The 25,198-nt window shown below is 59.0% G+C and carries 18 protein-coding genes and 1 pseudogene; 13 read left to right on the top strand and 6 right to left on the bottom strand.

Going from position 1 to position 25,198, the window contains the following annotated elements; all coding sequences use genetic code 11:
• The first annotated feature begins 3 nt into the window (after positions 1-3).
• The 5 genes from tssF to tssI all read left to right on the top strand — a co-directional run bounded on the left by tssF (position 4) and on the right by tssI (position 9,236).
• Entirely contained in the window at positions 4-1,890 is a 1,887-nt protein-coding gene (tssF, locus tag L085_RS13670) for a type VI secretion system baseplate subunit TssF (RefSeq protein WP_044030994.1), read from the top strand.
• Positions 1,887-2,957 carry a type VI secretion system baseplate subunit TssG gene (gene tssG / locus L085_RS13665; protein ID WP_044030993.1) on the top strand — a complete coding sequence of 357 codons (1,071 nt, stop codon included), beginning with the start codon at positions 1,887-1,889 and terminating at the stop codon, positions 2,955-2,957. Before tssF ends, tssG begins: the two co-directional genes overlap by 4 nt.
• A gap of 56 nt (positions 2,958-3,013) precedes the next feature.
• Positions 3,014-5,671 carry a type VI secretion system ATPase TssH gene (gene tssH, locus L085_RS13660; protein WP_044030992.1) on the top strand — a complete coding sequence of 886 codons (2,658 nt, stop codon included), beginning with the start codon at positions 3,014-3,016 and terminating at the stop codon, positions 5,669-5,671.
• Positions 5,672-5,720: 49 nt separating this feature from the next.
• The gene (locus tag L085_RS13655) at positions 5,721-7,166 is read left to right on the top strand and encodes a serine/threonine-protein kinase (RefSeq protein WP_044030991.1); all 1,446 of its coding nucleotides are present in this window, start codon (positions 5,721-5,723) and stop codon (positions 7,164-7,166) included.
• A gap of 141 nt (positions 7,167-7,307) precedes the next feature.
• The gene (gene tssI, locus L085_RS13650; RefSeq protein ID WP_044030990.1) at positions 7,308-9,236 is read left to right on the top strand and encodes a type VI secretion system tip protein TssI/VgrG; all 1,929 of its coding nucleotides are present in this window, start codon (positions 7,308-7,310) and stop codon (positions 9,234-9,236) included.
• Positions 9,237-9,424: 188 nt separating this feature from the next.
• On the opposite strand, the gene sbmC is transcribed toward tssI, so the two are convergent.
• Both sbmC and kynA read right to left on the bottom strand, forming a co-directional pair.
• On the bottom strand, positions 9,425-9,892 hold the full coding sequence (gene sbmC, locus L085_RS13645; RefSeq protein ID WP_044030989.1) for a DNA gyrase inhibitor SbmC: 468 nt from the start codon (positions 9,890-9,892) through the stop codon (positions 9,425-9,427).
• 22 nt (positions 9,893-9,914) lie between these two features.
• Positions 9,915-10,757, bottom strand: coding sequence for a tryptophan 2,3-dioxygenase (kynA, locus tag L085_RS13640; RefSeq protein ID WP_015378298.1), 843 nt, complete (start codon positions 10,755-10,757; stop codon positions 9,915-9,917).
• A gap of 296 nt (positions 10,758-11,053) precedes the next feature.
• Between kynA and L085_RS13635 the strand changes: the two genes are divergently transcribed.
• The 4 genes from L085_RS13635 to L085_RS13615 all read left to right on the top strand — a co-directional run bounded on the left by L085_RS13635 (position 11,054) and on the right by L085_RS13615 (position 14,843).
• Positions 11,054-12,088, top strand: a complete 1,035-nt coding sequence (locus L085_RS13635) for a LacI family DNA-binding transcriptional regulator (protein ID WP_044030988.1) — start codon at positions 11,054-11,056, stop codon at positions 12,086-12,088.
• A 270-nt stretch (positions 12,089-12,358) separates the two neighbouring features.
• The gene (locus L085_RS13625; protein ID WP_021505752.1) at positions 12,359-13,594 is read left to right on the top strand and encodes an MFS transporter; all 1,236 of its coding nucleotides are present in this window, start codon (positions 12,359-12,361) and stop codon (positions 13,592-13,594) included.
• A gap of 21 nt (positions 13,595-13,615) precedes the next feature.
• Positions 13,616-14,380 carry an SDR family NAD(P)-dependent oxidoreductase gene (locus tag L085_RS13620; RefSeq protein ID WP_044030987.1) on the top strand — a complete coding sequence of 255 codons (765 nt, stop codon included), beginning with the start codon at positions 13,616-13,618 and terminating at the stop codon, positions 14,378-14,380.
• 46 nt (positions 14,381-14,426) lie between these two features.
• On the top strand, positions 14,427-14,843 hold the full coding sequence (locus L085_RS13615; protein ID WP_044030986.1) for an RbsD/FucU domain-containing protein: 417 nt from the start codon (positions 14,427-14,429) through the stop codon (positions 14,841-14,843).
• A gap of 52 nt (positions 14,844-14,895) precedes the next feature.
• Here the strand turns inward: L085_RS13615 and L085_RS25915 are convergent, their stop codons facing one another.
• On the bottom strand, positions 14,896-16,245 hold the full coding sequence (locus L085_RS25915) for a colicin-like pore-forming protein (RefSeq protein WP_044030985.1): 1,350 nt from the start codon (positions 16,243-16,245) through the stop codon (positions 14,896-14,898).
• 305 nt (positions 16,246-16,550) lie between these two features.
• On the opposite strand from L085_RS25915, the gene L085_RS13605 reads away from it, so the two are divergent.
• Positions 16,551-17,630, top strand: coding sequence for a hypothetical protein (locus tag L085_RS13605; RefSeq protein ID WP_044030984.1), 1,080 nt, complete (start codon positions 16,551-16,553; stop codon positions 17,628-17,630).
• Here L085_RS13605 and L085_RS13600 read toward each other — a convergent pair whose 3' ends face one another.
• Positions 17,631-18,068 carry a MarR family transcriptional regulator gene (locus tag L085_RS13600; protein ID WP_015378305.1) on the bottom strand — a complete coding sequence of 146 codons (438 nt, stop codon included), beginning with the start codon at positions 18,066-18,068 and terminating at the stop codon, positions 17,631-17,633.
• Positions 18,069-18,222: 154 nt separating this feature from the next.
• Here L085_RS13600 and aceE point away from each other — a divergent pair, with 154 nt between their 5' ends.
• Positions 18,223-20,895, top strand: coding sequence for a pyruvate dehydrogenase (acetyl-transferring), homodimeric type (gene aceE, locus L085_RS13595; RefSeq protein WP_044030983.1), 2,673 nt, complete (start codon positions 18,223-18,225; stop codon positions 20,893-20,895).
• A gap of 27 nt (positions 20,896-20,922) precedes the next feature.
• On the opposite strand, the gene umuC is transcribed toward aceE, so the two are convergent.
• The gene (gene umuC / locus L085_RS13590; protein ID WP_255347256.1) at positions 20,923-21,981 is read right to left on the bottom strand and encodes a translesion error-prone DNA polymerase V subunit UmuC; all 1,059 of its coding nucleotides are present in this window, start codon (positions 21,979-21,981) and stop codon (positions 20,923-20,925) included.
• 137 nt (positions 21,982-22,118) lie between these two features.
• A pseudogene (locus tag L085_RS13585) lies at positions 22,119-22,316 on the bottom strand (DUF4158 domain-containing protein); the annotation flags it as partial.
• Between the two features lie 163 nt (positions 22,317-22,479).
• Here L085_RS13585 and L085_RS13580 point away from each other — a divergent pair.
• Together L085_RS13580 and L085_RS24735 are read left to right on the top strand one after the other, a co-directional pair.
• Entirely contained in the window at positions 22,480-23,031 is a 552-nt protein-coding gene (locus L085_RS13580) for a recombinase family protein (RefSeq protein ID WP_044030981.1), read from the top strand.
• A 15-nt stretch (positions 23,032-23,046) separates the two neighbouring features.
• Positions 23,047-25,143: a hypothetical protein gene (locus L085_RS24735; protein ID WP_044030980.1), complete on the top strand. Its 2,097-nt coding sequence runs from the start codon at positions 23,047-23,049 to the stop codon at positions 25,141-25,143.
• Positions 25,144-25,198 lie beyond the last annotated feature (55 nt).

Here is a 25,198-nt window from a genome sequence, read left to right as displayed (position 1 = left end):
GCGATGGACAGTAAACTGTTAGATTATTACAACCGCGAGCTGGCCTATCTGCGTGAGATGGGCGCCGAGTTCGCCGAACAGTACCCGAAGGTCGCGGGCCGTCTCGGCATGCGCGGCATCGACGTGGCGGACCCTTATATCGAGCGCCTGATGGAAGGCTTCGCCTTCCTCACCTCGCGCGTGCAGCTGAAAATGGACGCCGAGTTCCCGCGCTTTTCTCAGCGCTTGCTGGAGATCATCTACCCCAACTACCTGTCGCCGACGCCGTCGATGGCGATCGCCGAGCTGCAGCCGGACAGCAGTAAAGGCGATATCAGCAACGGCTTCGTGGTGCCGCGCGGCACCATGATGGACAGCCAGACGCTGAAGAAAAGCGGCATCACCTGCAGTTACACCACGGCGCATGACGTCACGCTGCAGCCGGTGCGCATCGCCGGCGTCGAGCTGGGCGGCATTCCGGCCGATATTCCGCTGGCCTCGCTGGGGCTGCAGCACAGCGGCTGCGTTAGCGCGCTGCGCATTCGTCTTGAGTGCTACGAAAGTGTGACGCTCAACAACCTGCAGCTGGATCAATTGATGTTTTACCTGGCCGGGCCGGACATGCAGGCGCAGCAGCTGCTGGAGTTGCTGATGCAGCACAGCGTCGGGCTTGTCTGCCAAACGGTGGAGGCTCAGCCGCAGCGGCGGGCGCTGGCGTTGGACGGGCTGCGACAGGAGGGCTTCGCCGCCGATCAGGCGCTGCTGCCCAACGATCTGCGCAACTTCGAAGGCTACCGGCTGCTGCAGGAGTATTTCGCCTTCCCGGCGCGCTTCCAGTTCTTCAGCGTCAACGGCCTGCGTCCGCTGCTGCAGAGCGTGCGCGAAGGGAAAAAGGGGCTGCGCCAGTTCGAGATCGTGGTGCTGCTCGATAGGCACGACGCCGCGCTGGAACGGGTGGTTGACGTTGCTCACCTGGCGCTGCACTGCACGCCGGTGATCAACCTGTTTCCGAAAGTGGCCGAACGCATCACGATCAACGAAAAGAACCACGAATACCATCTGGTGGTCGACAATATCCGGCCGCTGGATTACGAAGTGTTTTCGGTGCAGCGGCTCGGCGGCAGCGCCAGCGAAAAACGCTACGAGCAAGAGTTTCGGCCGTTTTACAGCACCCTGAGCGCGGACGACGGCAACTATGGCGCCTACTTTTCGCTGCGGCGCGAACAGCGCACGCTGTCGGAGCACGCCCGCCGCTACGGCACCCGCACCGGCTACGCCGGTTCGGAAGTGTTCGTGTCGCTGGTGGACGAACGGCAATCGCCGTGGCACAGCGATCTGAAATACCTCACCGCCGACGTGCTGTGCACCAGCCGCGATCTGCCGTTGATGCTGTTGCAACAGGATCAGGGCAACTTCGTGATGCCCGATTCGATCCCGATCAAGCAGGTCTCGCTGCGCAAAGGCCCTACGCCGCCGCGTCCGGCGCTGGCCGAAGGGATGATCACCTGGCGGCTGATCAGCCAGCTGCAGCTGAATTACCTCAGCATGATGGACGGCGATCCGGAACAGGGCGCCGCCAGCCTGCGCCAGCTGCTGGGGCTGTACGGCAACCTGAGCGAGCCGGCGATCGCCAAACAGATCCAGGGCGTGCGCCACTGCAACCTGCGGCCGGTCTATCGGCGAGTGCCTGAACCCGGCCCCATCGTGTTCGCGCGCGGCATCGCCATCGATCTGACGGTCGATGAGCAGGCGTTCTCCGGCAACAGCCCTTACCTGCTCGGCAGCGTGCTGGAGCGCCTGTTCTCGCGCCTGGTGGCGATGAACACCTTCACCGAGATGACGCTCTCCAGCCAGCAGCGCGGCGAGATCGCCCACTGGCAGGCGCGCATGGGCAAAAGGACGCTGATATGAGTGCGGAAATGATCGCCACCGAACTGGCGCCGCCGCAGATCAACGCGCTGTATCGCCTGCCGGACGACTTCTGGCCGCGGCTGCGCAGCGCGCCTTACAAGCACGATCTGTTTCAACTGCTGCGGCGCATCGACGCCCAGGGCGGCCAACCCTACCTGTTGGGGCGCGCGCCGCTGCCGCGCCACGAGATGCTGCGCCTGGGCCAGGAACCTTCGCTGTCGTTCGCGCCGTCCACCCTGGCGCAGGTGACGCCGCGCGCCAACAGCACGCTGCACGACGTTTCGATCTTCAGTTTCGGCCTGTTCGGCCCCAACGGGCCGCTGCCGCTGCACCTGACCGAATACGTGCGCGAACGGGTGTATCACCATCAGGACACCACCCTGCTGGCGTTCACCAACCTGTTCCATCACCGGTTGACGCTGCTGTTTTACCGCGCCTGGGCCGACGCGCAGCCGACGGTATCGCTGGATCGCCAGGACAACCGGCGCTTCGACGAGTACCTGTCGAGCCTGATCGGCATCGGCCAGCCGGCGCAGCAGGAACGCGACAGCATCAACGCCCACGCCAAGCATTTTATGGCCGGTCATCTGATTCGCCACAGCCGCGATCCGGAAGGCCTGAGCAAGATTTTGCAGCAGTATTTCAAGGTGCCGGTGCGCATCGTCGAAAACGTGCCGCACTGGCTGCGGGTGGAACCGCGCGAACAGGCGCGGCTCAAGGCCGGGCGCGGTGCGCCGCGGCTCGGCGAGTCGGCCTTTCTCGGCATCGCGGTGCGCGATGTCCAGCATAAATTCCGCATCGAGCTGGGGCCGATGCCGCAGCAGGACTATGACCGCTTCCTGCCCGGCGCCGAGCTGTGCCGGCAACTGCGCGACTGGGTGCGCCAATACCTGGGCATCGAGTTCGTCTGGGAAGTCCGCCTGATCCTGGCGAAGGAACAGGCGCACGGCATCCAGCTCGGCGGCGCGCAGCGATTGGGCCTGAGCAGTTGGCTGGCAGACCATCGGCGCCAGCGCGATCTCGACGATCTGATCTTCAGCCCTGAACCGCTGGAAAACCCGTTCTGACCCTATTTCGGCCGACGCCCCGCGGCGTCAGGCCACTCTGAGACCTGAGGAAAACCATGTCTGAAATCAGCCGCTCGGTATTATTCGGCAAACTGGATAGCCTGTTATTCACCTCTCTGGAAAGTGCGACGGCGTTTTGCAAGCTGCGCGGTAACCCCTACGTCGAATTGGCGCACTGGCTGCATCAGCTGATGCAATCGCCGGACGGCGATCTGCAGCAGATCGTTCGCCACTTCGCGCTGGACGAGGCGCAGCTGGCGCGCGACATCGTCGAGGCGCTCGATCGCCTGCCGCGCGGCGCCAGCGCCATCTCCGATCTGTCCGAGCACATCGACAGCGCGGTAGAACGCGCCTGGGTCTATGGCTCATTGAAGTTCGGCGCGTCGCGCATCCGCGGCGCCCACCTGCTGCTCGGCATTCTGAAAACCTACAGCCTGCGCCATCTGCTGAAGGCCATTTCCCCGCAGTTCGAGCGCATCAACGCCGATCTGTTGATGGAGCAGTTCGCCGCCATTACCGCTCACTCGGCGGAAAACGCCCAGGATGCGCCGGCGGAAAGCCGCGCCGAGAACGCATCCGGCGCGGCGCGCAGCGGTGAAAGCGTGCTGGCGCAGTATGCCCAGGATCTGACCGCCAGAGCGCGCGACGGCGAGATCGACCCGGTGGCCGGCCGCGATGAAGAGATCCGGCAAATCATCGATATCCTGATGCGCCGCCGCCAGAACAACCCGCTGCTGACCGGCGAGGCCGGCGTCGGCAAAACCGCGGTGGTGGAGGGCCTGGCGCTGCGCATCGTGGCCGGCGACGTGCCGCCGCAGCTGCGCGACGTGAAACTGTGCCTGCTGGACATCGGCATGCTGCAGGCCGGCGCCGGCGTTAAGGGCGAGTTTGAAAAACGGCTGCAGGCGGTAATCGACGAAGTGCAGTCCAGCCCGACGCCAATCATCCTGTTTATCGACGAAATTCACACCCTGATCGGCGCCGGCGGCGCCCAGGGCACCGGCGACGCCGCCAACCTGCTGAAGCCGGCGCTGGCGCGCGGCCAACTGCGCACCATTGGCGCCACCACCTGGTCGGAATACAAGAAATACATCGAGAAAGACCCGGCGCTCACCCGCCGTTTCCAGGTGGTGCAGGTGCACGAGCCGAGCGAAGACAAGGCGCTGCTGATGCTGCGCAGCACCGTCAGCCCGCTGGAGCAACACCACCGCGTGCTGCTGCTGGATGAAGCGGTAGACGCCGCGGTGCGGCTGTCCCATCGCTATATTCCGGCCCGCCAGTTGCCGGACAAGGCGGTGGCGCTGCTGGATACCGCCTGCGCGCGCGTGGCGGTCAGCCAACACGCCGAGCCCGCCCAGGTTGAAGACTGCCGCCACCGCATCGATGCGCTGCAGATAGAGTTGGATATCGCCCGCCGCGAGGCCAAGGTCGGCATCGGCGATCCCCTGCGCCCGCAGGAGATTGAAGCTCAGCTGACCGCGCTGCGCCAGGAGCTCGAACAGCTGACCGATCGCTGGCAGCAAGAGCTGGCGCTGATCCAAGAGATCATCACGCTGCGCGCCCAGCTGCACCGGCAGGAAGCGGAGGAGCCTGCCGGCGAAGAAATGGAGGCTGGCCCTGATGCCGACGCGCTGCGCGCCCAACTGGGCGAACTGCAGCAGCAGCTGAGCGCGCTGCAGGGCGAAGCGCCGCTGATCTTCGCCGCCGTCGACGCCAACATCGTGGCGGCGGTGGTGGCCGACTGGACCGGCATCCCGCTGGGCCGCATGGTGAAAAACGAGATTGAAGCGGTGCTGCAGCTCTCCGACACCCTGAACCAGCGCGTGATCGGCCAACGCCATGCGCTGGATCTGATCGCCCGCCGGGTACGCACCTCACGGGCGCGGCTGGACGATCCGAACAAGCCGGTCGGGGTGTTCCTGCTGGCCGGGCCCTCCGGCGTCGGCAAAACCGAAACCGCGCTGGCGCTGGCGGAAACCCTGTACGGCGGCGAGCAGAACGTCATCACCATCAACATGAGCGAATTCCAGGAGTCGCACACCGTTTCGACGCTGAAAGGCGCGCCGCCCGGCTATGTCGGCTACGGCGAGGGCGGCGTGTTGACCGAGGCGGTGCGCCGCCGTCCTTACAGCGTGGTGCTGTTGGACGAGATCGAAAAGGCGCACCCGGACGTCCATGAAATCTTCTTCCAGGTGTTCGACAAGGGCTGGATGGAGGACGGCGAAGGCCGTCATATCGATTTCCGCAACACCATCATCATCCTGACCTCCAACGTCGGCACCGATCTGATCGCCGGGTTGTGCAGCGATCCGGAGCTGCTGCCGGAGCCGGAGGCACTGAGCGGCGCGCTGCGCCAGCCGCTGCTGTCGGTGTTCCCGGCCGCCTTGCTCGGCCGCCTGCTGGTGGTGCCGTATTACCCGCTGACCGACGCCACGCTGGGCAACATCGTGCGCCTGCAGTTGGGCCGCATTCAGCGCCGCCTGGCGGAGAATCACGACATCGTCTGCACCTTCGACGACGCGGTCATCGAGCAGATCGTCAGCCGCTGCACCGAGGTGGAGTCCGGCGGCCGCATGGTCGACGCCATCCTGACCAACACCCTGCTGCCGCAGATCAGCCACACCCTGCTGACCGGCAGCGCCAACGACCAGCGCTATCGCCAGCTGCATATCGCGCTGCAGAACCACGAATTCATTTGTCAATTTCAGGCATAACGCCGCGGCCGCCGAGACGGCGGCCCTTTGAACACAGAGAGTCATCACTATGTCGGGAACCGGGATAACCAAACCGAATTCGAACAGCCTGCCGAGCGGCTATCGATTCAACGAATTCGAGATCCAGGAAGCGATCGGCGAAGGCGGCTTCGGCATCGTCTACCGCGCCTACGATCACCAACTGGAACGCACCATCGCCATCAAGGAGTACATGCCGACCTCGCTGGCGAAACGCAACGACGATCTCAGCATCGGGCTGCGCGGCGAGCGCTTCGGCAAAACTTTCCAGGCCGGGCTGAACAGCTTTATTCAGGAGGCGCGTCTGCTGGCGCGCTTCTCGCATCCCGGCCTGCTGCACGTGTTGCGCTTCTGGGAAGAGAACGGCACCGCCTATATGGGCACCCAGTTTTACAGCGGCACCACGCTGAAAAACCTGCAGGCGCAGCAGCCGGAGAAAATCGACGAGGCGTGGATCCGTCGGCTGCTGCCGCCGCTGTTCAGCGCCATCAACACCATCCATCAGGAAGGTTATCTGCACCGCGACATTTCGCTGGATAACATCCAGATCCAGGAGAGCCAGCTGCCGGTGCTGCTGGACTTCGGGTCAGCGCGCAAAGAGATCGGCAACCTGTCGGACGAAACGGAGATCATGCTCAAACCGGGCTTCGCGCCGATCGAGCAGTACACCGAGAACAGCGACGGCGAACAGGGGCCGTGGACCGATATCTACGCGCTGGGCGCCGTGCTGCACACGCTGATCGTCGGTTCGCCGCCGCCGGTCAGCGTGGTGCGCAGCATCGAAGACAGCTACCAGCCGCTGACCGAGCGCCGCCCCGCCGGCTACTCGCCGGAGCTGTTGCGCACCGTCGATCGCGCGCTGGCGCTGAAGCCGGAAGACCGCCCGCAGACCATCGATGAAATGGCCGAGCTGTTGCATTTGCCGATCGCCGATGAAAACGAAATCATCAGCACCCCGGCCGCCGCGCCGGAGAACTTGTTGGTCGCCGCCAACCCGGCCGCTGCTGCGGCCGCCGCCGGCGCCGTTACCGCGCGCGGCACCCAATTCTCACGCCCGATGATGGCCGGCGCCGGCGTCGCGGCGCTGCTGGTGATCGGCGCCGTCGCCTGGCTGAGCGGCGGCAAGGACGATGCCCAGGCCGTCGCCCAAAACACCGTAGCGTCACCGGCGCAGAAAACCCTGACGGAGCAGCCGAGCGCGCCGCAAACCGCGCAGCCTGCAGCGACAGAACCTGAAAAAGCGGCGCCGCCGGCGCAGCCGGTGGCGCTGGTGTACTTCAAACTGCAACCGGGCGAACAGGTCAGCCTCGACGGCAAGCCGCAGCAGGTCACTGCGGGCGAAAACGGCTTTGCCAGCCTGAACCTGGCGCCGGGCCGCTATCAGCTGGAGATCCGTCACAACGATCGGCTCCGCCGCCAGCAGCTCAGCATCGACACCGCCGGCACCTGGCTGGTCAACCCGGCCACCGCCGGTTAATCCCGTTCTGAAACTCCGCCGCGGCGGGGTTTTCCCTATTTCATGAGACTGACGAGCAACTGCCCCCTCATTGGCCGCGCGGCAAGGCCGCTGCAACGCCGGAGTATGCAGGGCATGACGTCAATCACAGAGGATGTTCTCATGTTGGATCGCATTATTGCGCACACGCCGCTGGGCCAGGAGCAACTGCTGTTCCGCTCGCTGGACGGCATCGAAGCGCTTTCCACTCCTTTCGACTTCTCTATTGAATTGCTGAGCACCGACGCGCGGCTCGATCGCAAAGCGCTGCTCGGCCAACCGCTGACGCTGGAGATCCCTACCCAGGGCTTTCTCAGCGCCCCGCGCTACCTGAACGGCAAGATCACCGCCATCGCCGTCAGCAGCGAAGAGATCGGCGGCACGCGCTACGCGGTGTATAACCTGCACGTGCAGCCGGATCTGTGGCCGATGACCAAAGACCGCAACTTCCGCATCTTCCAGGAACAGACGGTGCCGCAGATCGTCAAGACCCTGCTGGCGGAGCACAACGTGCAGCTGGAAGATCAGCTGACCGGCGACTATCGCCTGTGGGGCTACTGCGTGCAGTACAACGAAAGCAGCTTCAACTTCATCAGCCGCCTGATGGAGCTGGAGGGCATCTATTACTATTTCAAACACGAGATGGGCAAGCACACGCTGGTGCTCGGGGATGCGCCCCACCACCACCAGCCTTATCCCGGCTACGAGATGATCCCCTACCATCTGACGCCGTCCGGCGGCAGCACCAGCGAGGAAGGCATCAGCCAGTGGACATTGTCCGATCGCGTCACGCCGGGCATCTATAGCCTGGACGACTATGATTTTCGCAAACCTAACGCCTGGCTGTTCCAGGCGCGGCAAAACCCGGTCTCCCCCACGCCGGGGCAGATCGACGTTTACGACTGGCCAGGCCGCTATACCGAGCATCAGCAAGGGGAGTTCTACGCCCGCGTGCGCCAGGAGGCCTGGCAGGCCGAGCATCAGCAGATCCGAGGCACCGCCACCGCCATGGGCATCGCCCCCGGCAGTACCTTTACGTTGTATAACGCCCCGCACGCCGACGACAACCGCGAGTACCTGACGCTGCAGGCCAACTATCACCTGAAAGAGAACCGCTACGCCAGCGGCGACGATCAGAGTAGCGAACACCGTATCGACTTCACCGTGCTGCCGGCGGACGTGCCCTGGCACCCGCCGCAGCAGGCCAGCTGGCCGAAAACCCACGGGCCGCAGACCGCCCGGGTGGTCGGCCCGGCCGGCGAATCGATCTGGACCGATAAATACGGCCGCATCAAGGTGAAATTCCACTGGGATCGCTTCGGGCCGAAAGACGACGGCAGCTCCTGCTGGGTGCGCGTCTCCAGCGCCTGGGCCGGCCAGGGCTACGGCGGTGTGCAGATCCCGCGCGTCAACGACGAAGTGGTGGTGGACTTTATCAACGGCGATCCGGATCGGCCGATCGTCACCGGGCGCGTCTATAACGAAGCCAGCATGCCGCCGTGGGCGCTGCCGGCCGCCGCTACCCAGATGGGCTTTATGAGCCGCACCAAGGACGGCACCGCCGACAACGCCAACGCCCTGCGTTTCGAAGACAAGGCCGGCGCCGAACAGGTGTGGATCCAGGCGGAGCGCAACATGGACACCCAGGTGAAAAACGATGAAAGCCACACCATCGCTAACGACCACACGCATCTGGTGGGCGGTAACCAGATCAAACGGGTGGTGCTCAATCAGGCGACCGGTGTCAAAGGCGAATCCTCCGCGCTGACCGGCAAAACGCGCAGCGACGCCGTGGTCAATGCCTTTACCCTCGGCTCCGGCGAATCGCTGCGGCTCGAGTGCGGCGAAAGCGTGATCGAACTGCTGGCGGACGGCCAAATCAACATCACCGGCACCAGTTTCAATATCACGGTGAAAGAGGATGGCGCGATCAACACCGGCGGCCAGCTGGATCTCAACCAGCCTGGCAGCGCCGCACGCACCGCCGCACCGGGTGGCGGCCATCAGGCGGCAATCCAGAGCGCCGTCGATCAGTTGTTCCCTAAAGAGTAGGTAATTGGTACGCCGGGAAAGCCGGTTAACGCCGCCCCCCGGGCGGCAGTACCGGCAAAAACGCCGTCCGCTGTAACCCCTTTTGGCAAGGAGATGAATAGGCTGGCGGCAAAATCACTGACGTTAAGCCAACACAACGGGCTGAATCTGTACCGCCCATCGATTCAGCCTTCTTTATCATTTCCCCTTCACCACTTCTTCACCGTCTGGTAAATCTCGAGGTCGAAATAGCCGTCGGCTTCGCAGTCGTTGAGATAGTGTTCATAGCTCACCCCCTCAACCGGCTGGTAGCCGCTGGCCGGCAGCAGCTTCTGATAGAACTCGCCCCACACCCGCTCGAAATCGCCATCGCTGATACGCACGTGGTAGACCGCATACTGCCCGGCGGGCAGCGTCTGCACGGTGACGCCCTCGCTGCCCGCCGGCAGCGCGAAATCGTCCGCCTCGCTCATCACCACGTCGGCGCGCAGCTTTTCCGGCGCCACTTCCGCCGGATCGTCCCAATACAGCACCAGCCATTTGCCGAACGGCACGTCGTGGCGCTGCCGCCATGCCAACAGTTGCTGCGAGCCCTGCGGGATGGTCTGCGGATACGGCCCCACGACTCTCACTCCCACCACCTTCTCCGCCGCCTTATCGATAATCCTCACGCTCATCGCCCTTCCCCCTCACAATGTCTCAGGCGCCGATTTCGGTACGCACGTCCAGCAACTCGGGGAAAAAGGTCAGATCCAACGCCTTTTTCAGGAAGCTGACGCCGCTGGAGCCGCCGGTGCCCGACTTAAAGCCGATGATCCGCTCCACCGTTTTCATATGGCGGAAACGCCACAGATGGAAACTCTCTTCGATATCCACCAGCTTCTCCGCCATTTCATAGGCTTCCCAGTAAGTTTGCGGGTTGTCGTAGATCACTTTAAACGCCGGCAGCAGATCCGGGTTGCGCTGGTAGGGCTGCGTCCAGTCGCGCTCGAGACACTCCTGCGGGATCGGCAAGCCGTGGCGCGCCAGGTACAGCAAGTATTCGTCGTACAGGCTCGGCGCTTCGAGGATCGCCTTCAGCGCGGCGTGCTTTTCCGCGTCGTTGCTGAACACCGCCAGCATGGCGGCGTTCTTGTTGCCGAGCAGGAATTCGATCGACCGGTACTGGTGCGACTGGAAGCCCGACGAACTGCCCAGCACGTCGCGAAACTCGACGTATTCCGACGGCGTCAGCGTTTCCAGCACCGCCCACTGTTCGAACAGCAGCCGCTGGATCTGTTTGACGCGCGCGAGGATTTTGAAACAGTGGCTGAGTTTGTCCTGCTGCACCAGCCGCAGCGCCGCCTGCAGCTCGTGCAGCATCAGCTTCATCCACAGTTCGGAGGTTTGATGCTGTATCACGAACAGCATTTCGTCATGATGCGGCGGGTTGGAGAGCGGGTGCTGGCAGTCCAGCAGTTGGTCCAGGCACAGGTAGTCGCCATAGCTCATGCGTTTGGAAAAATCGGTGACAATCGCGCTTTCTAATTCCCGTTTGTTCATCTGTGATCTCCGTTGCGCCCAGCGCCCCATCGGCCTGGAACGTGCCGCAAAGAGAAAACAATAGTACAGAACCCGCCGCCCCGAAGGGCGATAAACGAGAGATGCTTCGCAGATCTCACTCATCTGCGTTAACACAGTGCCCCCACCCCCGCTGTTGTTTAGTAAACAACACGGCTGCCGCCTGACGACTCTCACAAATGCGCGATCCCATGCACGCGGCGCCCCGGTTGCAGCTTGCCTGCGGCCGGCTTCCCTTATAGATTGCAGGCTAACGGCAGGCAGCAAGGTATCGGCAAATGGCAAATATTCGTGATGTGGCGCGGTTGGCCGGCGTGTCCATCAGCAGCGTGTCGAACCTGCTGAATAATCGCAGTCACCAGATGAGCGCGCAGACCCGTGAGCGCATCGAACGAGCGATGGCGACCCTGGGCTACCCACCGGCCCGAGCGGCGGTGCCCGCGCCGCAGGCGAAAATCATCGGCCTGCTGCTGCCGTCGATCGTTAACCCGAGCTTTTCGGCGCTGGCGCATGCGGTCGACGGCGCGGCGCGGGCTCACCGTTACCGGGTCTTGCTCGGCAACGCCTACCGCCAGGAGCAGGAGGAGGCCGCGTTTATCGACGATATGTTCCTGCACGGCGTGCGCGGCATCATCGTGGCGGCGAGCGACATTCGCCAGACCCATTTTGTTCGGGCCGCCGAGCGAGGCATGAAGATTGTCAGCTACGACAGCCCGTTTGCCGAGCAGATGGCCACCGATAGCCGGCTGTTCGACAGCGTGTCGATGGACAATATCGCCGCCGGGCGCCTGGCCGCACAGCACCTGCTCGAACGCGGCTGCCGACACATCGTGTTCGCCACCGAAGCGACGCTGACCGTGGGGCGCAGCCACAAGATCGACGGTTTTCTGAGCGCGCTGGGGCACAGCCTGAGTGAACGCCAACGGGTGATCGAAGGCAAGGCCACCAGCGCCTACGGCGACACGGAAATGTTCGAATTGGGGCTGACGCTGGCGCCGCGCGTTCTCGCGTTGGCGCCGCGCCCGGACGGCATCGTGGCGATTAACGATGCGTTAGGCATCGGGCTGATGGTGGGCCTGCGCGCCGCCGGCGTCCAAGTGCCCGCAGACATCTCGGTAATCGGCATCGACAATATCGCGCTGGCCGGCCTGGCCGAACCGGGGCTGACGTCCGTGCGGCCGCCGCTGGCGGAGATGGCGCAGCTGATGGTCGAACGCCTGATCGGCCGCATCAACCATGATTCGCAACCGCCCGGCGAGTTTCTCTTCCCGCCGACGGTCATCAGCCGGCGCTCGGTCAAAACCGCCGGTTAATAGAGTAAAAACGGCTTTACCAAACGATGTGCAGCCGGGCATCGTTCGGCTCGGCGCAGCCAAAATCAGAGAAATAGAATCGTCGCAATAAATAAACGGCGCGACGCTTTTATGCACGCAACGTCGTTATTCAGCTCTCCGCTCATTGCTTTGGGCCGGGCCGCTATTATTCCGATTAACCACATGGGAAAAACCATGATGAAAAAAATAATGCCAAAGGATATTGAACGCAGCGCCATCAGGAAATTGACGCTGCATATTGTGCCCCTCATGATATTGTTGTATTTCCTGGCCTTTCTCGACCGCAACAATATGGCTTACGCCGCCAAAGCGCTGGAAGATAACCTGGGCCTCACCGCCTCGGCCTTCGGCTTCGCCTCCGGGATTTTCTTTATCGGCTATTTCCTGTTTGAAATACCCAGCAACGCCGGCACCATTAAATTCGGCCCGCGCATCTGGTTCGCCAGAATATTAATTTCCTGGGGCATCTTCGCGACCCTGCTCGGTTTTGTGCGCACGCCGATGGAGCTGTATATTTGCCGTTTTATGCTGGGCGTGTGCGAAGCCGGTTTCTTTCCCTCGGTGGTGTATTACTTCACGGTGTTCTTCCCGGAAAAGTACCGCACTAAAATTCTCGGCATGTTCATCATCGTCCAGCCGCTGTCCAACGCGGTCGGCTCGCCGATTTCCGGCTTTATTCTCAATATTCAGCATGACTGGTTCGGGTTCGCCCCCTGGCAGCTGCTGTTCATCCTCGAAGGGCTGCCGCCGATCGTCATCGGCCTGTTGATCCCATTCCTGATCAAGAACTCGCCCAAGGATGTCGGCTATCTGAACGTGGAGGAAAAAGCCTGGCTGATGAGCAACGCCGGCCGCTCCAAATCCGGCTCTAAAATCACGCTGGGCGACTTCCTGAAAGGGATTAAAAACAAGAAATACCTGCTCTACGCGCTGCTCAACTTCGGCATGGTGTGCGGCATTTACGGCTTCGGCACCTGGCTGCCGTCGATCATCAGCGCCATTTCCGGCGGCGATATCTTCCGCGTCAGCCTGCTGGCGCTCATTCCCTACGGCCTGGCCGCGCTGCTGGTCTATCCGTGGAGTCTGTGGGCCAGCAAAACCAAAAAACTCGGCGTGTTCGCCGGCCTCAGCATGGTGATCGCCGCCATCGGCCTGATGGGCGCGGTGACATTTTTTAAATACGACCCGTTCGTCGCGCTGTCATTCCTGTGCATCGCCGCCATCGGCATCTACACCGCCGTGCCGCCGTTTTTGTCCATGCCCGCCAACATTTCCACCGGCGCGGCCGCAGCAGCCGGGCTGGCGGTGGTGAGCTGCATCGGCAATATCGGCGGTTTCGTCGCCCCCTATGCGGTGGGCGTGCTGAACGATCTGACCGGCAGCAGCGCGCCGGGGCTGTTTTTCCTGGCTTCGTGCCTGCTGGCCACCGGTTTGATCTGCATTTTCTACTGCGCCAAACAGCGTGAAGGCGTCATCAATTCTTAACGAACTAATAAGGAGTCAATCATGGGCGATCTTGCGGGAAAAAAGGTCTTTATCACCGGGGCGGAACAGGGCATCGGCCGCGCCACCGCGGAGCGGCTGATCAAGGCCGGTTGCGACATCTATTTTCACTATCACAGCGACGAAAGCGGCCCCAAAGCGCTGGTGGCGCTGGCCCATTCATTGGGGCAAAAGGCCGCCTACGGCTACGCCGATCTCATCGATACCGACGAAACGCTGCGCTGCGTCTCGGCCGGCGCCGAGTTGCTCGGCGGCATCGATATCCTGATCAATAACGTCGGCGGCATCGTCGGGCGCAAATGGCTGGGCGAGATCGACCGCGCCTTCTGGCAAACCGTGATCGACGTGAACATGACCACCATGCTGAACGTTACCCAGAGCGCGCTGCCGCACCTGAAAGCGGCACCGGACGGCGCCAGCATCATCAACCTGGCCTCGCTGGCCGGCCGCGCCGGCGGGCACGCCGGCTCGCTGGTCTATTCCGCCACCAAGGGCGCGGTGCTCACCTGGACGCGCTCGCTGGCGGCGGAGCTGGGCGAGCACGGCATCCGGGTGAACGCGGTGGCGCCCGGCCTGATCCTCGGCACCCGCTTTCATAATCGCCATACCACCCAGGCATCGGCGGAGGAAACCGTTCGCGCTATCCCGCTGGGCCGCGCAGGCACGCCGGACGACGTGGCGCGCGCCATCGCCTTCCTGGCGGCGGAATACGACGGCTTCATCTCCGGCGCCACTCTCGACATCAACGGCGGCATCTTCCGCATGTAGTTCAGTTGGGGGCGGCACGCCCGCCCCCCTATTCAGGAATCGCTTTATGATCAAATCCGCCATCACTCACCCGCCGCTGCTCGCCGCACTGGCGCAATGCGGGCATAAAACCCAGGTGTTGATCGCCGACGGCAACTACGCCTGCATGACGCATGCGCCGAAAGACGCCACCGTGGTCTATCTGAACCTGGCGCCCGGCACGCTCGCCGCCCCGCCGATCCTGGAAAAACTGCTGGCCTGCATCAACGTGGAAAGCGCGGCGCTGATGACCTGCCCGCCGGACTTCACCAACACCATCGAAGCCGAATACCGGCAGCTGCTGCCGGCACATTGCCCGGTCGAACACCTGCCGCGCGAGGCGTTTTACGCCGCGGTCAAATCGGATCGAACGCTGCTGGTGATCGCCTCCGGCGAACAGCGCCGTTTCGCCAATCTGCTGCTGACGGTGGCGCCGGTGGTGTGAAAGAGGTAGAGGGTGTGAGGGGTAAAATGAGGGGGCCAGCCCCCTCATGCCGTTACAGGTCAGCGACCCACTTCTCCAGCTCCCCCGCACGTTCCGCATCGATATAGCTGGTGGCCCAGCCAAACAGGTAAGCGAAGGCGAAAATGCCCACCGTCGACGACACCAGCGTCGGCGCGAAAAACGCGGCGATAGCGGAGAGCGTATACCCAGCGCCGATCGACAACCCGAGCGCTTCGAGCTGGTTGCGGAACGCTTTCCAGTTGCCGGTTGAGAAACCTTCAATCGCGGCGTTTACCAGATCCGCGCCTTTGATCGCCCAATCCACCCCGGTGAAGACCTTGCCCAATACCCGCGCATTGCGGGCATACTGTTCCGCATCGATCATTTTCAGCCAGGTGACAATCGCCGCTTTGTCCTGCGCCTTAAGCTTTTTGTTCAGGCCCTTCGTCAATTGCTCGTAGGTTTTCTCCGCATCTTGCACGTTGCGGATATATTTCTCTTGAATTCCCGCCTCCAAATCCTTGGCGAGTTTGGCGTATTTCGCGCCTATCTTTTCCGCGATATCTTTATTGATACCTGCGGCCAGGCTGACGCCATCCTTGATGGCTTTTAATTCCGCATTTTGATATTCGACGAATTCCTTAACGATCGTTTTTACCGAGCCGGGCGATTTTACCGGTTTGCCGTTGGCATATTTCACCTCCATGGCATTCAGGTTATCCCCTCTCACCACGGCGATAAACGCGGGCCGGTTCTTATTGGCCTTATAGTAGAGGTTGTAGGTCACCACTCCGTCTTGCTTTTCCACCTTCAAATGATGAAAACCGTAGTAACTCCCGGTCGTGCGGGTCGTCGAGAATTCGCCGGTTTTGCCGTTGCCATGCCAGCCGCTGACGGGCCGATCGCGATGCGAGTCTGTCACGAAACTGCCTAACGAAGAGGCGCCGATCTGCCCGGCATTCAGGCCATTGTTGCCGCCTTTGCCAGGGGTTGAGGGCTTGCGCGCATGGCCGGTTTCGATATCCCCGAGCGCCACTGTCACCCCCTTGGCATTGACCCCCATCACCAGCCCCCCCAGGCCAATGTGCTTCGCCTGATCGGCCGTCAAACCGGTGGCGGAAAGGCTCAGCGTGCCGGATGGGCTGACGCTTTCAATATGCAATTTCGCATCCGGGTTAATTCTGCGCGCCGCCTTAATCACCGCCTCCAGCTTCATGCGCAGCGCCGGATCGTTTTGGATCGCCGCTATCTGTTGTTGTTCCGGGCTGTTGCCAACGCCGGCGCCGCCGCGATCGCGATCGCCGGAATGGCCTTTATCGCCGCCCCCCGGCTCAGGGCCCGTACCACGTTCAGAACTCCAGTTAGTCCCATCTCCTTTACCACCATAATTAAATCCAGGCATATGCTTTCATCCTTATTTCGTTTTATTTTTAAGATGCCGATATTCTCGTTTAACGCGGATTGACACGCGCATTATCCCTATCGGCAAACCGTTTTTAGCTGCCCGTCATTTATAAAAAACTGCAGAAATAAGGACAACGGATGGCGGCTGTCTGGTCGGTGAAACAAATAGGATCGCATCTGCAGAACCTGAATATATCGCCGCGGGACACACCTGGATGGCTGCGACCTGTTCAGAAGTCATTGGCACACGCCATGAATTGCAATTACAATCATCGCACTTGCAACTTAAAGAGAATGCTCCGCATGTCGCCTCAACGTATAACACTGCCCGCCGCCTCGGCCAGAACCCAAACCCTGGCCGAAGCCTGTATCCGCAAGATGACCTCCGCCAGCCAAAAAGCCGGCGCTTCGCGCCCTTCTGCCAGCGCCTGGACGGCGCAAACTCTGGGCGAACTCAACGCCAGCGGCGACATCTGGCTTATCGACGGCAGAAGGCGCGCCGAGCCGCCGATTTCCCGCTACGCCACCGCCTGGCCGCTCTGGTTTGGCCATCAATCAGAGCGTTATGAGAAGCCGCTGTTTTACTTCGTCAACACGCCCTCGGTGGACATGCTCCGCGGGCTTGAGCCGGAAACCAATCGCAAGGGGATTTTCATCAGCGATGCAGATACCGGCAGTGCCGATTTGCCGAAAGGCGTTCAGGCCTGGTTCCCGCTTCAGCTCACGGCCATGCCGGGCTGGTTGCCTTTCGATCCGGCCAATGCCAGAGAAACCGGCGCGATACTCCATCACGCCCTGCGCGCGCTCTATCTGGAGGGAACGAGAAAGATGGTGTATCTTGCGACCAACGCAGACAATGGCCCCCTCTCTTCAGGGGAGCCGTTTGTCGCAGAACAGGCGTTCAGGGGAATGTATCGCGTCGCCGCCGCGGCAGACTCACCGTTGCAGGTTCGTCTGTGCGGCGCCGGCCGTGCGCTCGCCCGCGTTCAGCAGGCGGCCGAGGTATTGAAAAACTGGGGGATTGCGTCTGAAATCTGGAGCTGCCCCAGCTACACGCGGTTGGCGCAGGACGCCGAACTCGCCGACATGCAGCGCCAGGACAGCGGCGGCAAATGCCATCTGAAAACGTGCCTGGGTGCCGGGAATGCCCCCGTCGTCGCCGTCACCGACTATTCGCACCTGATTGCCAATCAGCTCAAGCGATTCATTCCCGCACGCTTTGCCGCGGTGGGCTCAGATTCACGGGTGCGCGGCGAAATCCACTACCCGCAGGCGGAATGGATTGCCCTCTGCGCCCTCAAACTGCTGGCCGACGAGCAGAAAATCCCTTCGGCGCTGATCGCCGATGCGCTGCGCGTTCTGCACATCACACCCGATGCCTGATCACTCTCTGGCCAGCTGCATCGCGTTGTCCAACGCGTCGGAGAAGCGTGCGATCTCTTCTTCGCTGAACTGGTTGAGAAAATGGGTGTTGACCACCGTGCGGTAGATCTCCCACATCTTTTTCCGCAGGGCCTTGCCTTCCTCGGTGATAGTCGCGAAGGAGGCCCGGCGATCGTCATCCGATCGAAAACGCGTGACCAGCCGCTCTTTTTCCAGGCGATCCATCAGGCGGGTCAGGTTGTAACGCTCAATCACCAACACGTCCGCCAGCTCATGCATGCGGCGTGTGCCGTTTTCCCCGCTTTCCAATCCCCATAACACGTCATACCAGGCGTAAACCGGCAGCCCCGCCTCCGACAACTTCGCCTCTATCTTTCTGATCATCGCCCGATGCGCGCGCACAAAGGAGAACCACAGGTCGGGTTGTTTATCTGTCATGTCATTTTTCTCGTCAAAAACGGTGAGTTGCAATTGCAATTGTAAAGGGATAGAGTGGCTTTCGCCATTATTGCATTTGCAACTATTGCACTTGCAATTCAATAAATCCCTGTATCGCTCAGCGCCTTATCAGGTAAGTACATTTGGAGCTTTTATGAACCAACCCGTGGTTAAAGCAGATCTTGACCCGCAAGAGACGGCTGAATGGCTTGAGGCATTTGAAGGCGTCACCGATATCGACGGCCGTGAGCGCGCGCATTTTTTACTGGAGAAAATGGCCGAAGCCGATCAGCGAAAACACGGCGATTTCTTCAGCCTGGTCACCACGCCCTACGTGAACACCATTCCGGCTTATAAGCAGCCGACGTATCCCGGCGATCTGGCCGCTGAAGCGCGCATCAATGCGTTTATTCGCTGGAACGCCATGGCGATGGTGCTGCGCGCCGGCAAACATTCCAACGTTGGCGGGCATATCGCCACCTACCAATCGGCCGCAGTGCTTTACGATGTGGGATTCACGCACTTCTTCCGTGGGCGCACCGATGATTTCGCCGGCGACATGGTGTATATCCAGGGCCACTCCGCCCCCGGTATTTATGGCCGTGCCTATCTCGAAGGCCGCATCGACGAGGAGCTGCTCGACAACTTTCGTCGCGAATCCGCGCGCCGTGGCCTCTCCTCCTACCCGCACCCGCGGCTGATGCCGGATTTCTGGCAATATCCCACCGTTTCGATGGGGCTGGGGCCGCTGACCGCCGCCTACCAGGCGCGCTACATGCGTTATCTGGAATACCGCGAGCTGAAACCTCACCAGGGAAGAAAGGTGTGGGCGTTCCTCGGCGACGGCGAGATGGATCAACCGGAATCGCTGGCGGCGATTGCGCTGGGCGGGCGAGAAAAACTCGATAACCTGATCTTCGTCGTGAACTGTAACCTGCAGCGGCTGGATGGCCCCGTGCGCGGCAACGGCAAGATCATTCAGGAACTGGAGGGCACCTTCAAAGCCGCCGGCTGGCAGGTGATCAAGGTGATCTGGGGCAGCGGCTGGGACAAACTGCTGCAAAAAGACCGCTCCGGACTGCTGATGCAGCGGATGATGGAGTGCGTCGACGGCGATTACCAGACCTTCAAATCGCAAAGCGGCGCCTATGTGCGGGAGCATTTCTTCGGCAAGTACCCGGAATTGCTCGAGCTGGTCGCCGACCTGAGCGACGATGAGATCTGGGCGCTGCACCGCGGCGGCCACGATCCGCAAAAGGTGTACGCCGCCTACCATCAGGCGGTGCATACCACGGGCAGACCGACGGTGGTGCTGGCCAAAACCGTCAAAGGGTTTGGCATGGGGGAAGCCGGTGAAGGGCAGAACATCAACCACCAGCTGAAAAAAATGAGCCAGGATGCGGTGAAAGCCTTCCGCGACCGTTTAGGGCTGACAATCTCCGACGCCCAACTGGCAGAGATCCCTTACCTGAAGCCTGAACCCGACAGCGCGGCGGCGAAGTACATCACCGCGACGCGCACTGCGTTGGGCGGCTACATCCCTGCCCGCTTCGGCCAATCCGCTCCGCTGGCGATACCGGAACTATCGCGCTTCGACGGCCTGCTGAAGGGCAGCGGCGAACGCAACATGTCGACCACCATGGCTTTCGTCAATATCCTCGGCACGCTGCTCAAAGACGCCAACATCGGCAAACTGATTGTGCCCATCGTGCCGGACGAATCGCGCACGTTCGGCATGGAAGGCCTGTTCCGCCAGATTGGCATCCATTCCTGGCTCGGCCAGCTGTATACCCCGCAAGACGCCGGGCAGCTCAGCTACTACAAAGAGGCCAAAGACGGCCAGATTTTGCAGGAAGGCATCAACGAATCCGGCGCGATATCGACCTGGATCGCCGCCGGCACCGCCTACAGCAACCACGATGTCGCGACAATCCCGTTCTATATCTTTTACTCCATGTTCGGGCTGCAGCGGGTGGGCGATCTCGCCTGGGCAGCGGCAGACGCGCGCACCAAGGGCTTCCTGCTCGGCGCCACCTCCGGCAGAACCACTCTGATGGGCGAAGGCTTGCAGCATGACGACGGCCACAGCCACGTGCTGTCTTCCGTCATTCCCAGCTGCGTCTCCTACGATCCGACCTATGCCTATGAACTCGCAGTGATCGTTCAGAGCGGCATGCGCAGGATGTTCGTTGAACAAGAGGATATTTACTACTACATCACCTTGCTCAACGAAGGATACCCGCAGCCGCCGATGCCGGCGGGCGTGGAGGACGGGATTATCCAGGGCGCCTATTTGCTCAAACAGAACGAAACGGCAAACCAAGAGAGCCCGCGCGCTCAGCTGATCGCCAGCGGCGCCATCATGCGCGAGGCGCTGGCGGCGGCGCTGTTGGCCGAGGACTTTGGCGTTGCCAGCGATATCTGGAGTGCCACCAGCCTGAGCGAACTGCGCCGTAACGGCATGGCGGCCGAACGCTGGAACCTGCTGCACCCGGAAGACCCGCCGAAAGTCCCTTATATACAGAGTCTGCTGGCGGCGCATCCTGGCCCGGTGGTGGTGGCGACGGACTATATGAAGATCGTCGGCGATCAGATCAAACCGTTCTTGCCGGACCGCGCCTTTATCACCTTGGGCACCGACGGCTTTGGCCGCTCGGACACCCGCGAGGCGCTACGTGAGTTCTTCGAGGTCAACCGCCATTTCATCGCGATCGCCGCGTTGAAACTGCTGGCTGACGAAGGCCGTATCGCCCGCAGCGAGGTCAACCGCGCCATGGTGCTGTATGGCATCACCCCCGATAAGCCGGACCCGGCAGCGGTGAAGTAACGCATAGCCTACCCACGCCGCCGGCTGTCACCCGCGGCGTTTTTCCTCCTTCGGCTCGGCGGCGCGCGGCTCCCGCTCCCCCAGCCGCACCAGCGGGATATCCGCCAGCCGGGTGGTGTAAGCCGGCGACAGCATTTCGCGCTTCATTTGCCACGGTTTGACGATCCCCTGCCCGGCGAACCATACGCGCCCGCGCCCTTCCTGATTCAGGCGATCGAGGGTCGCCATCAGCCGCTCGCTGTTGCGGCGCGGCGGGCAGTCGTCGAACAGGTCGATCTGCGCCATGGCGGCGGCGCTGAAATCCCCCAACATCACGCCGCCCTTCAGATAACGCCGCCCCTCCTGCCAGATGCTCTCCAGCGCGCGCACCGCCATGGCGATGATGTCGCGGCTGTCGTTGCTCGGGGTTTGCAGCCGGGCGGTGCCCATATTGCTGTAATAGCCTTCGCCCGCCGAATGCGGGCTGGTTTTGATAAACACCGACACGTTGCGGCAATAGCGTTTTTCCTGCCGCAGCTTTTCGGCGGCGCGTTCGGCGTAGCTGCAGATCGCCTCGCGCATGTGCGGGTAATGCGTCAAACGCTGGCCGAACGAGCGGGAACAGATGATCTGCTCTTTCGCCGCCGCCTCATCTTCCCACCGCAGGCACGATTCGCCGCGCAGTTCACGTATCGTGCGCTCCAGCACTACGCTGAAGGTTTTACGCGCCAGCCGGGTATCGCAATCCGCCAGCTGCAGCGCGGTATGGATCCCCATCGCCTGCAGCTGGCGTGTCAGGCGGCGCCCCACGCCCCACACCTCTTCCACCGGGATCAACGCCAGCAGCTTGCGCTGGCGCACCGGATCGGATAAATCCACCACGCCGCCGGTGCCGCGCCATTTCTTGGCCGCGAAGTTGGCCAGTTTGGCCAGTGTCTTGCTCGGCGCAATGCCGACCCCGACCGTCAAATGCAGCTCGCGCCGGATGCGATCGCGCACCCGCCGGCCGAACGGTTCCAGCGCCTCACAGCGCGCCACGCCGTCCAGCCGCAGAAAGGCTTCGTCGATGTAAAGGAAAGAAGCTCTACCATGGACATGACTCCAAATTAGAGCATTCCAATATTCAAACTTCGATGTCGACTGTCCATAGTAAGAAGATCTTTTCCAGAAAATTAGACTTGATAAAGTCTATATCCAAAATCGTTCCCAACCTCATTTGCGTTGGCTAGCAACTTGTAGCCCCCCATAAAGGTGCCCAGAAAACGGGCGGTGGTGAGCTGAAGCGCAATTCCCAGCCGGTTATGCCTGCCCCGTCGCTGGTTAATGAAGGCAAGATCCCGTTCATCAAGATGAAAATAGCGCGCCAGCTGCACGTCATTGGGTTCTGCAACGTAACAACCGTAATTCTGTTCCTGCTCAGTGGTCAGAAAATCGACGGGCATATCGGCCTCCCTGCCTGGTGGGCATTTATTAACAATTTCGCAACCGTCCGAAATATTATAAATTATCGGACATACTAAAATGGTGCTGTTTATGTGTCTATTAAATCGATTTTTTGTTATAACAGACACCTGTCGTCCGATATTGGATTTAGGATACATTTTTATGCGCCTTTTTGGTTACGCACGGGTATCAACTAGTCAGCAGTCGCTCGATATTCAAATCAGGGCGCTCAAAGACGCAGGAGTCAAAGCAAATCGTATCTTTACTGATAAGGCATCCGGTAGTTCAGTTGAGCGTCCGGGGCTTGATCTGCTGCGCATGAAGGTAGAGGATGGTGACGCCATTCTGGTGAAGAAGCTCGACCGTCTTGGCCGTGACACTGCCGATATGATCCAGTTGATTAAAGCATTCGACGCTCAGGGCGTAGCTGTCCGGTTTATCGATGATGGCATCAGTACTGATGGTGACATGGGAAAAATGGTGATCACTATTCTGTCTGCTGTAGCTCAAGCCGAACGTCAAAGAATATTAGAACGAACAAATGAAGGTCGCCAAGAAGCAATGGCAAAGGGAGTTGTGTTCGGTAGAAAAAGAAAAATAAACAGAAGTGCGATATTGAATATGTGGAAACAAGGTTTAGGAGCCTCACACATATCTAAAACAATGAACATTGCTCGTTCAACAGTATATAAAGTAATAAATGAAAGCAACTAATATAAAAGGTTGAATATGGAATTTAATATTACTTCAAAATCTAATCCGTTTGGCGATACAACAGCAGAAAATGATAAGAAAATGTTAAGCAGTGCTTTCATCGAAACTGCTGACTTTAGAACTTTAATTGAAACAGATGACCGTACTATTGTTGTAGGCAGACGTGGGACTGGTAAAAGTGCTTTGTTCATTCAGCTAAATGAGCATTGGAAGAAAGATAAAAAAATATTAATCCTAAGTTTTTCACCAGACGACACTCAAATAATTGGCTTTAGATCAATGTTGAAGCCATTTACAGGCTCATTCAATTTAGCTAGGGCAGCAACAAGGTTATTATGGCGATATGCTATGTTAATGGAGATAGCATCATATATATCTTCTCATTATAAATTATCATCTCAAATTTCGACAGAAACATTGTTGAATGAGCATTTGAAAAAATGGAGTTCTGCACAAGGTGATATTTTAAGAAAGTGTAGGATTGTAGCAAAAGAATATTTAGATGAAAATAATCCTGAAGAATCAATTGGTGACCTTCAATTTAATTTGAATATTTCAGAAATCGAAGGCAATATAGTTTCACTTCTTGAGCGCTCAGACAGGAAAGTTGTCATATTGATGGATAAGCTAGATGAGGCATATGAACCGGATAATATAGGGATCGGAATCATAGCTGGTCTGGCATATGCCTCAATTGAATTAAATCAAAAAGCAAAATGCATTCGCCCAATAATTTTTTTGAGGGATAATATATTCAGATCGCTATCAAAGGAAGATCCTGACTACTCAAGAAATATAGAGGGTCAAGTCATAAGACTGCATTGGGATTGGGCACAACTCCTAATGCTATCGGCTAAAAGAATGAAAGTGGCATTTAATTTAGATATTGAGAAGGATCAACGGGTTTGGGATAGGTGCACAGCCGATGACCTCAAAGGAAGGAATGGTTTTAAGCGATGCTTACAATTTACCCTTTACCGCCCCAGAGATTTACTGTCATTGTTAAATGAAGCTTTTTTCTCCGCATTTAGAGAGAATCGAGAAACCATTATTAACACTGATCTAGAATATGCAGCCAAGTCAATTTCCATGGCCAGGCTTGAAGATCTTTGGAAGGAGTACCAGAAGATCTTTCCTTCAATACAATTTATAACTAGTGCATTCCGTAGTATTGAGCCTGAATTAACAGTCTACACTTGCTTAAAAAAAATAGAAGCATCTTTCGAATCAATAGAAGAAAATGAAGACCCCAAAATAATCTCTGAAATACAATTACTAAAAGCTAGTGGAATCCTCCAAAGTTTGTATAGTGTAGGATTTGTGGGTATACGTGATAAAAATACTTCATCCTATTCATTTTGCCATGATGGACGAACCCCAGATAAAGGTTTTGAAAGCAGTGAAAAACTATTAATTCACCCATGTTATTGGCTTGGCTTGAATTTAAATCGCAACGCTCTTGCTCCAGAGGAAGCTGAGGAAATAAATGACGAATATGATATCAATGTTGTTTCCGATAATTCAGCCATTAGAAATAAAACAATAGGTCAAATAACCACTCATCTGGATCAGATACCGACAGGCAATGAAGGGGCTAATGAATTTGAACAATGGTGCTTAGACGCACTAAGAATTGTATTTGCATCACACCTGACAGACATAAAGCCGCATCCAAACGGTAACGCGGTTCAGAGACGAGATATTATAGGTACCAATGGTGGAAAATCAGATTTTTGGAAACGCGTATTAGAAGACTATAAAACAAGGCAAGTTGTTTTTGATGCAAAAAATTTTGAAGAATTAGGTCCATCTGAGTACAGACAATTACAATCATATTTAACAGGTCCGTATGGGAAATTAGGATTTATTATTAATAGAGAAGAAAGTGAGGCATTGAAATCAGGTAGAGATTTAGATTGGACAAAAGAAATGTATCAATCTCATAATTCATTAATAATAAAATTACCTGCAAAATATTTATCTAAATTGCTGCAAAAGTTAAGAAACCCTGAGAAGCATGACGCTATAGATAGTCAGATGGGGAAACTTTTAACTCTATATGAAACATCATATATGGCTATTAAAAGTACTCAAAAGAAACGAAGAAAATAGCATCAATTACATCATATGAGAGGGTTCCTGAAAAGGAATTTTCTCATATTTTATT

Origin of the sequence: Serratia sp. FS14, from assembly GCF_000695995.1 — a bacterium.
In the GTDB taxonomy this organism is placed as follows: Bacteria; Pseudomonadota; Gammaproteobacteria; order Enterobacterales; family Enterobacteriaceae; genus Serratia; species Serratia nematodiphila.
This window is presented reverse-complemented; position numbering and strand designations above follow the sequence as displayed.

Excerpts from the sequence above, each read along its gene's own strand:
- tssF (WP_044030994.1), top strand. The coding sequence starts at position 4 with ATGGACAGTAAACTGTTAGATTATTACAACCGCGAGCTGGCCTATCTG.
- L085_RS13625 (WP_021505752.1), top strand. The coding sequence starts at position 12,359 with ATGATATTGTTGTATTTCCTGGCCTTTCTCGACCGCAACAATATGGCT.
- L085_RS25915 (WP_044030985.1), bottom strand. The coding sequence starts at position 16,245 with ATGCCTGGATTTAATTATGGTGGTAAAGGAGATGGGACTAACTGGAGT.
- L085_RS13605 (WP_044030984.1), top strand. The coding sequence starts at position 16,551 with ATGTCGCCTCAACGTATAACACTGCCCGCCGCCTCGGCCAGAACCCAA.
- sbmC (WP_044030989.1), bottom strand. The coding sequence starts at position 9,892 with ATGAGCGTGAGGATTATCGATAAGGCGGCGGAGAAGGTGGTGGGAGTG.
- tssG (WP_044030993.1), top strand. The coding sequence starts at position 1,887 with ATGAGTGCGGAAATGATCGCCACCGAACTGGCGCCGCCGCAGATCAAC.
- L085_RS13655 (WP_044030991.1), top strand. The coding sequence starts at position 5,721 with ATGTCGGGAACCGGGATAACCAAACCGAATTCGAACAGCCTGCCGAGC.
- aceE (WP_044030983.1), top strand. The coding sequence starts at position 18,223 with ATGAACCAACCCGTGGTTAAAGCAGATCTTGACCCGCAAGAGACGGCT.
- L085_RS13620 (WP_044030987.1), top strand. The coding sequence starts at position 13,616 with ATGGGCGATCTTGCGGGAAAAAAGGTCTTTATCACCGGGGCGGAACAG.
- tssH (WP_044030992.1), top strand. The coding sequence starts at position 3,014 with ATGTCTGAAATCAGCCGCTCGGTATTATTCGGCAAACTGGATAGCCTG.
- L085_RS13615 (WP_044030986.1), top strand. The coding sequence starts at position 14,427 with ATGATCAAATCCGCCATCACTCACCCGCCGCTGCTCGCCGCACTGGCG.
- tssI (WP_044030990.1), top strand. The coding sequence starts at position 7,308 with ATGTTGGATCGCATTATTGCGCACACGCCGCTGGGCCAGGAGCAACTG.
- L085_RS13580 (WP_044030981.1), top strand. The coding sequence starts at position 22,480 with ATGCGCCTTTTTGGTTACGCACGGGTATCAACTAGTCAGCAGTCGCTC.
- L085_RS13635 (WP_044030988.1), top strand. The coding sequence starts at position 11,054 with ATGGCAAATATTCGTGATGTGGCGCGGTTGGCCGGCGTGTCCATCAGC.
- L085_RS13600 (WP_015378305.1), bottom strand. The coding sequence starts at position 18,068 with ATGACAGATAAACAACCCGACCTGTGGTTCTCCTTTGTGCGCGCGCAT.
- kynA (WP_015378298.1), bottom strand. The coding sequence starts at position 10,757 with ATGAACAAACGGGAATTAGAAAGCGCGATTGTCACCGATTTTTCCAAA.
- L085_RS24735 (WP_044030980.1), top strand. The coding sequence starts at position 23,047 with ATGGAATTTAATATTACTTCAAAATCTAATCCGTTTGGCGATACAACA.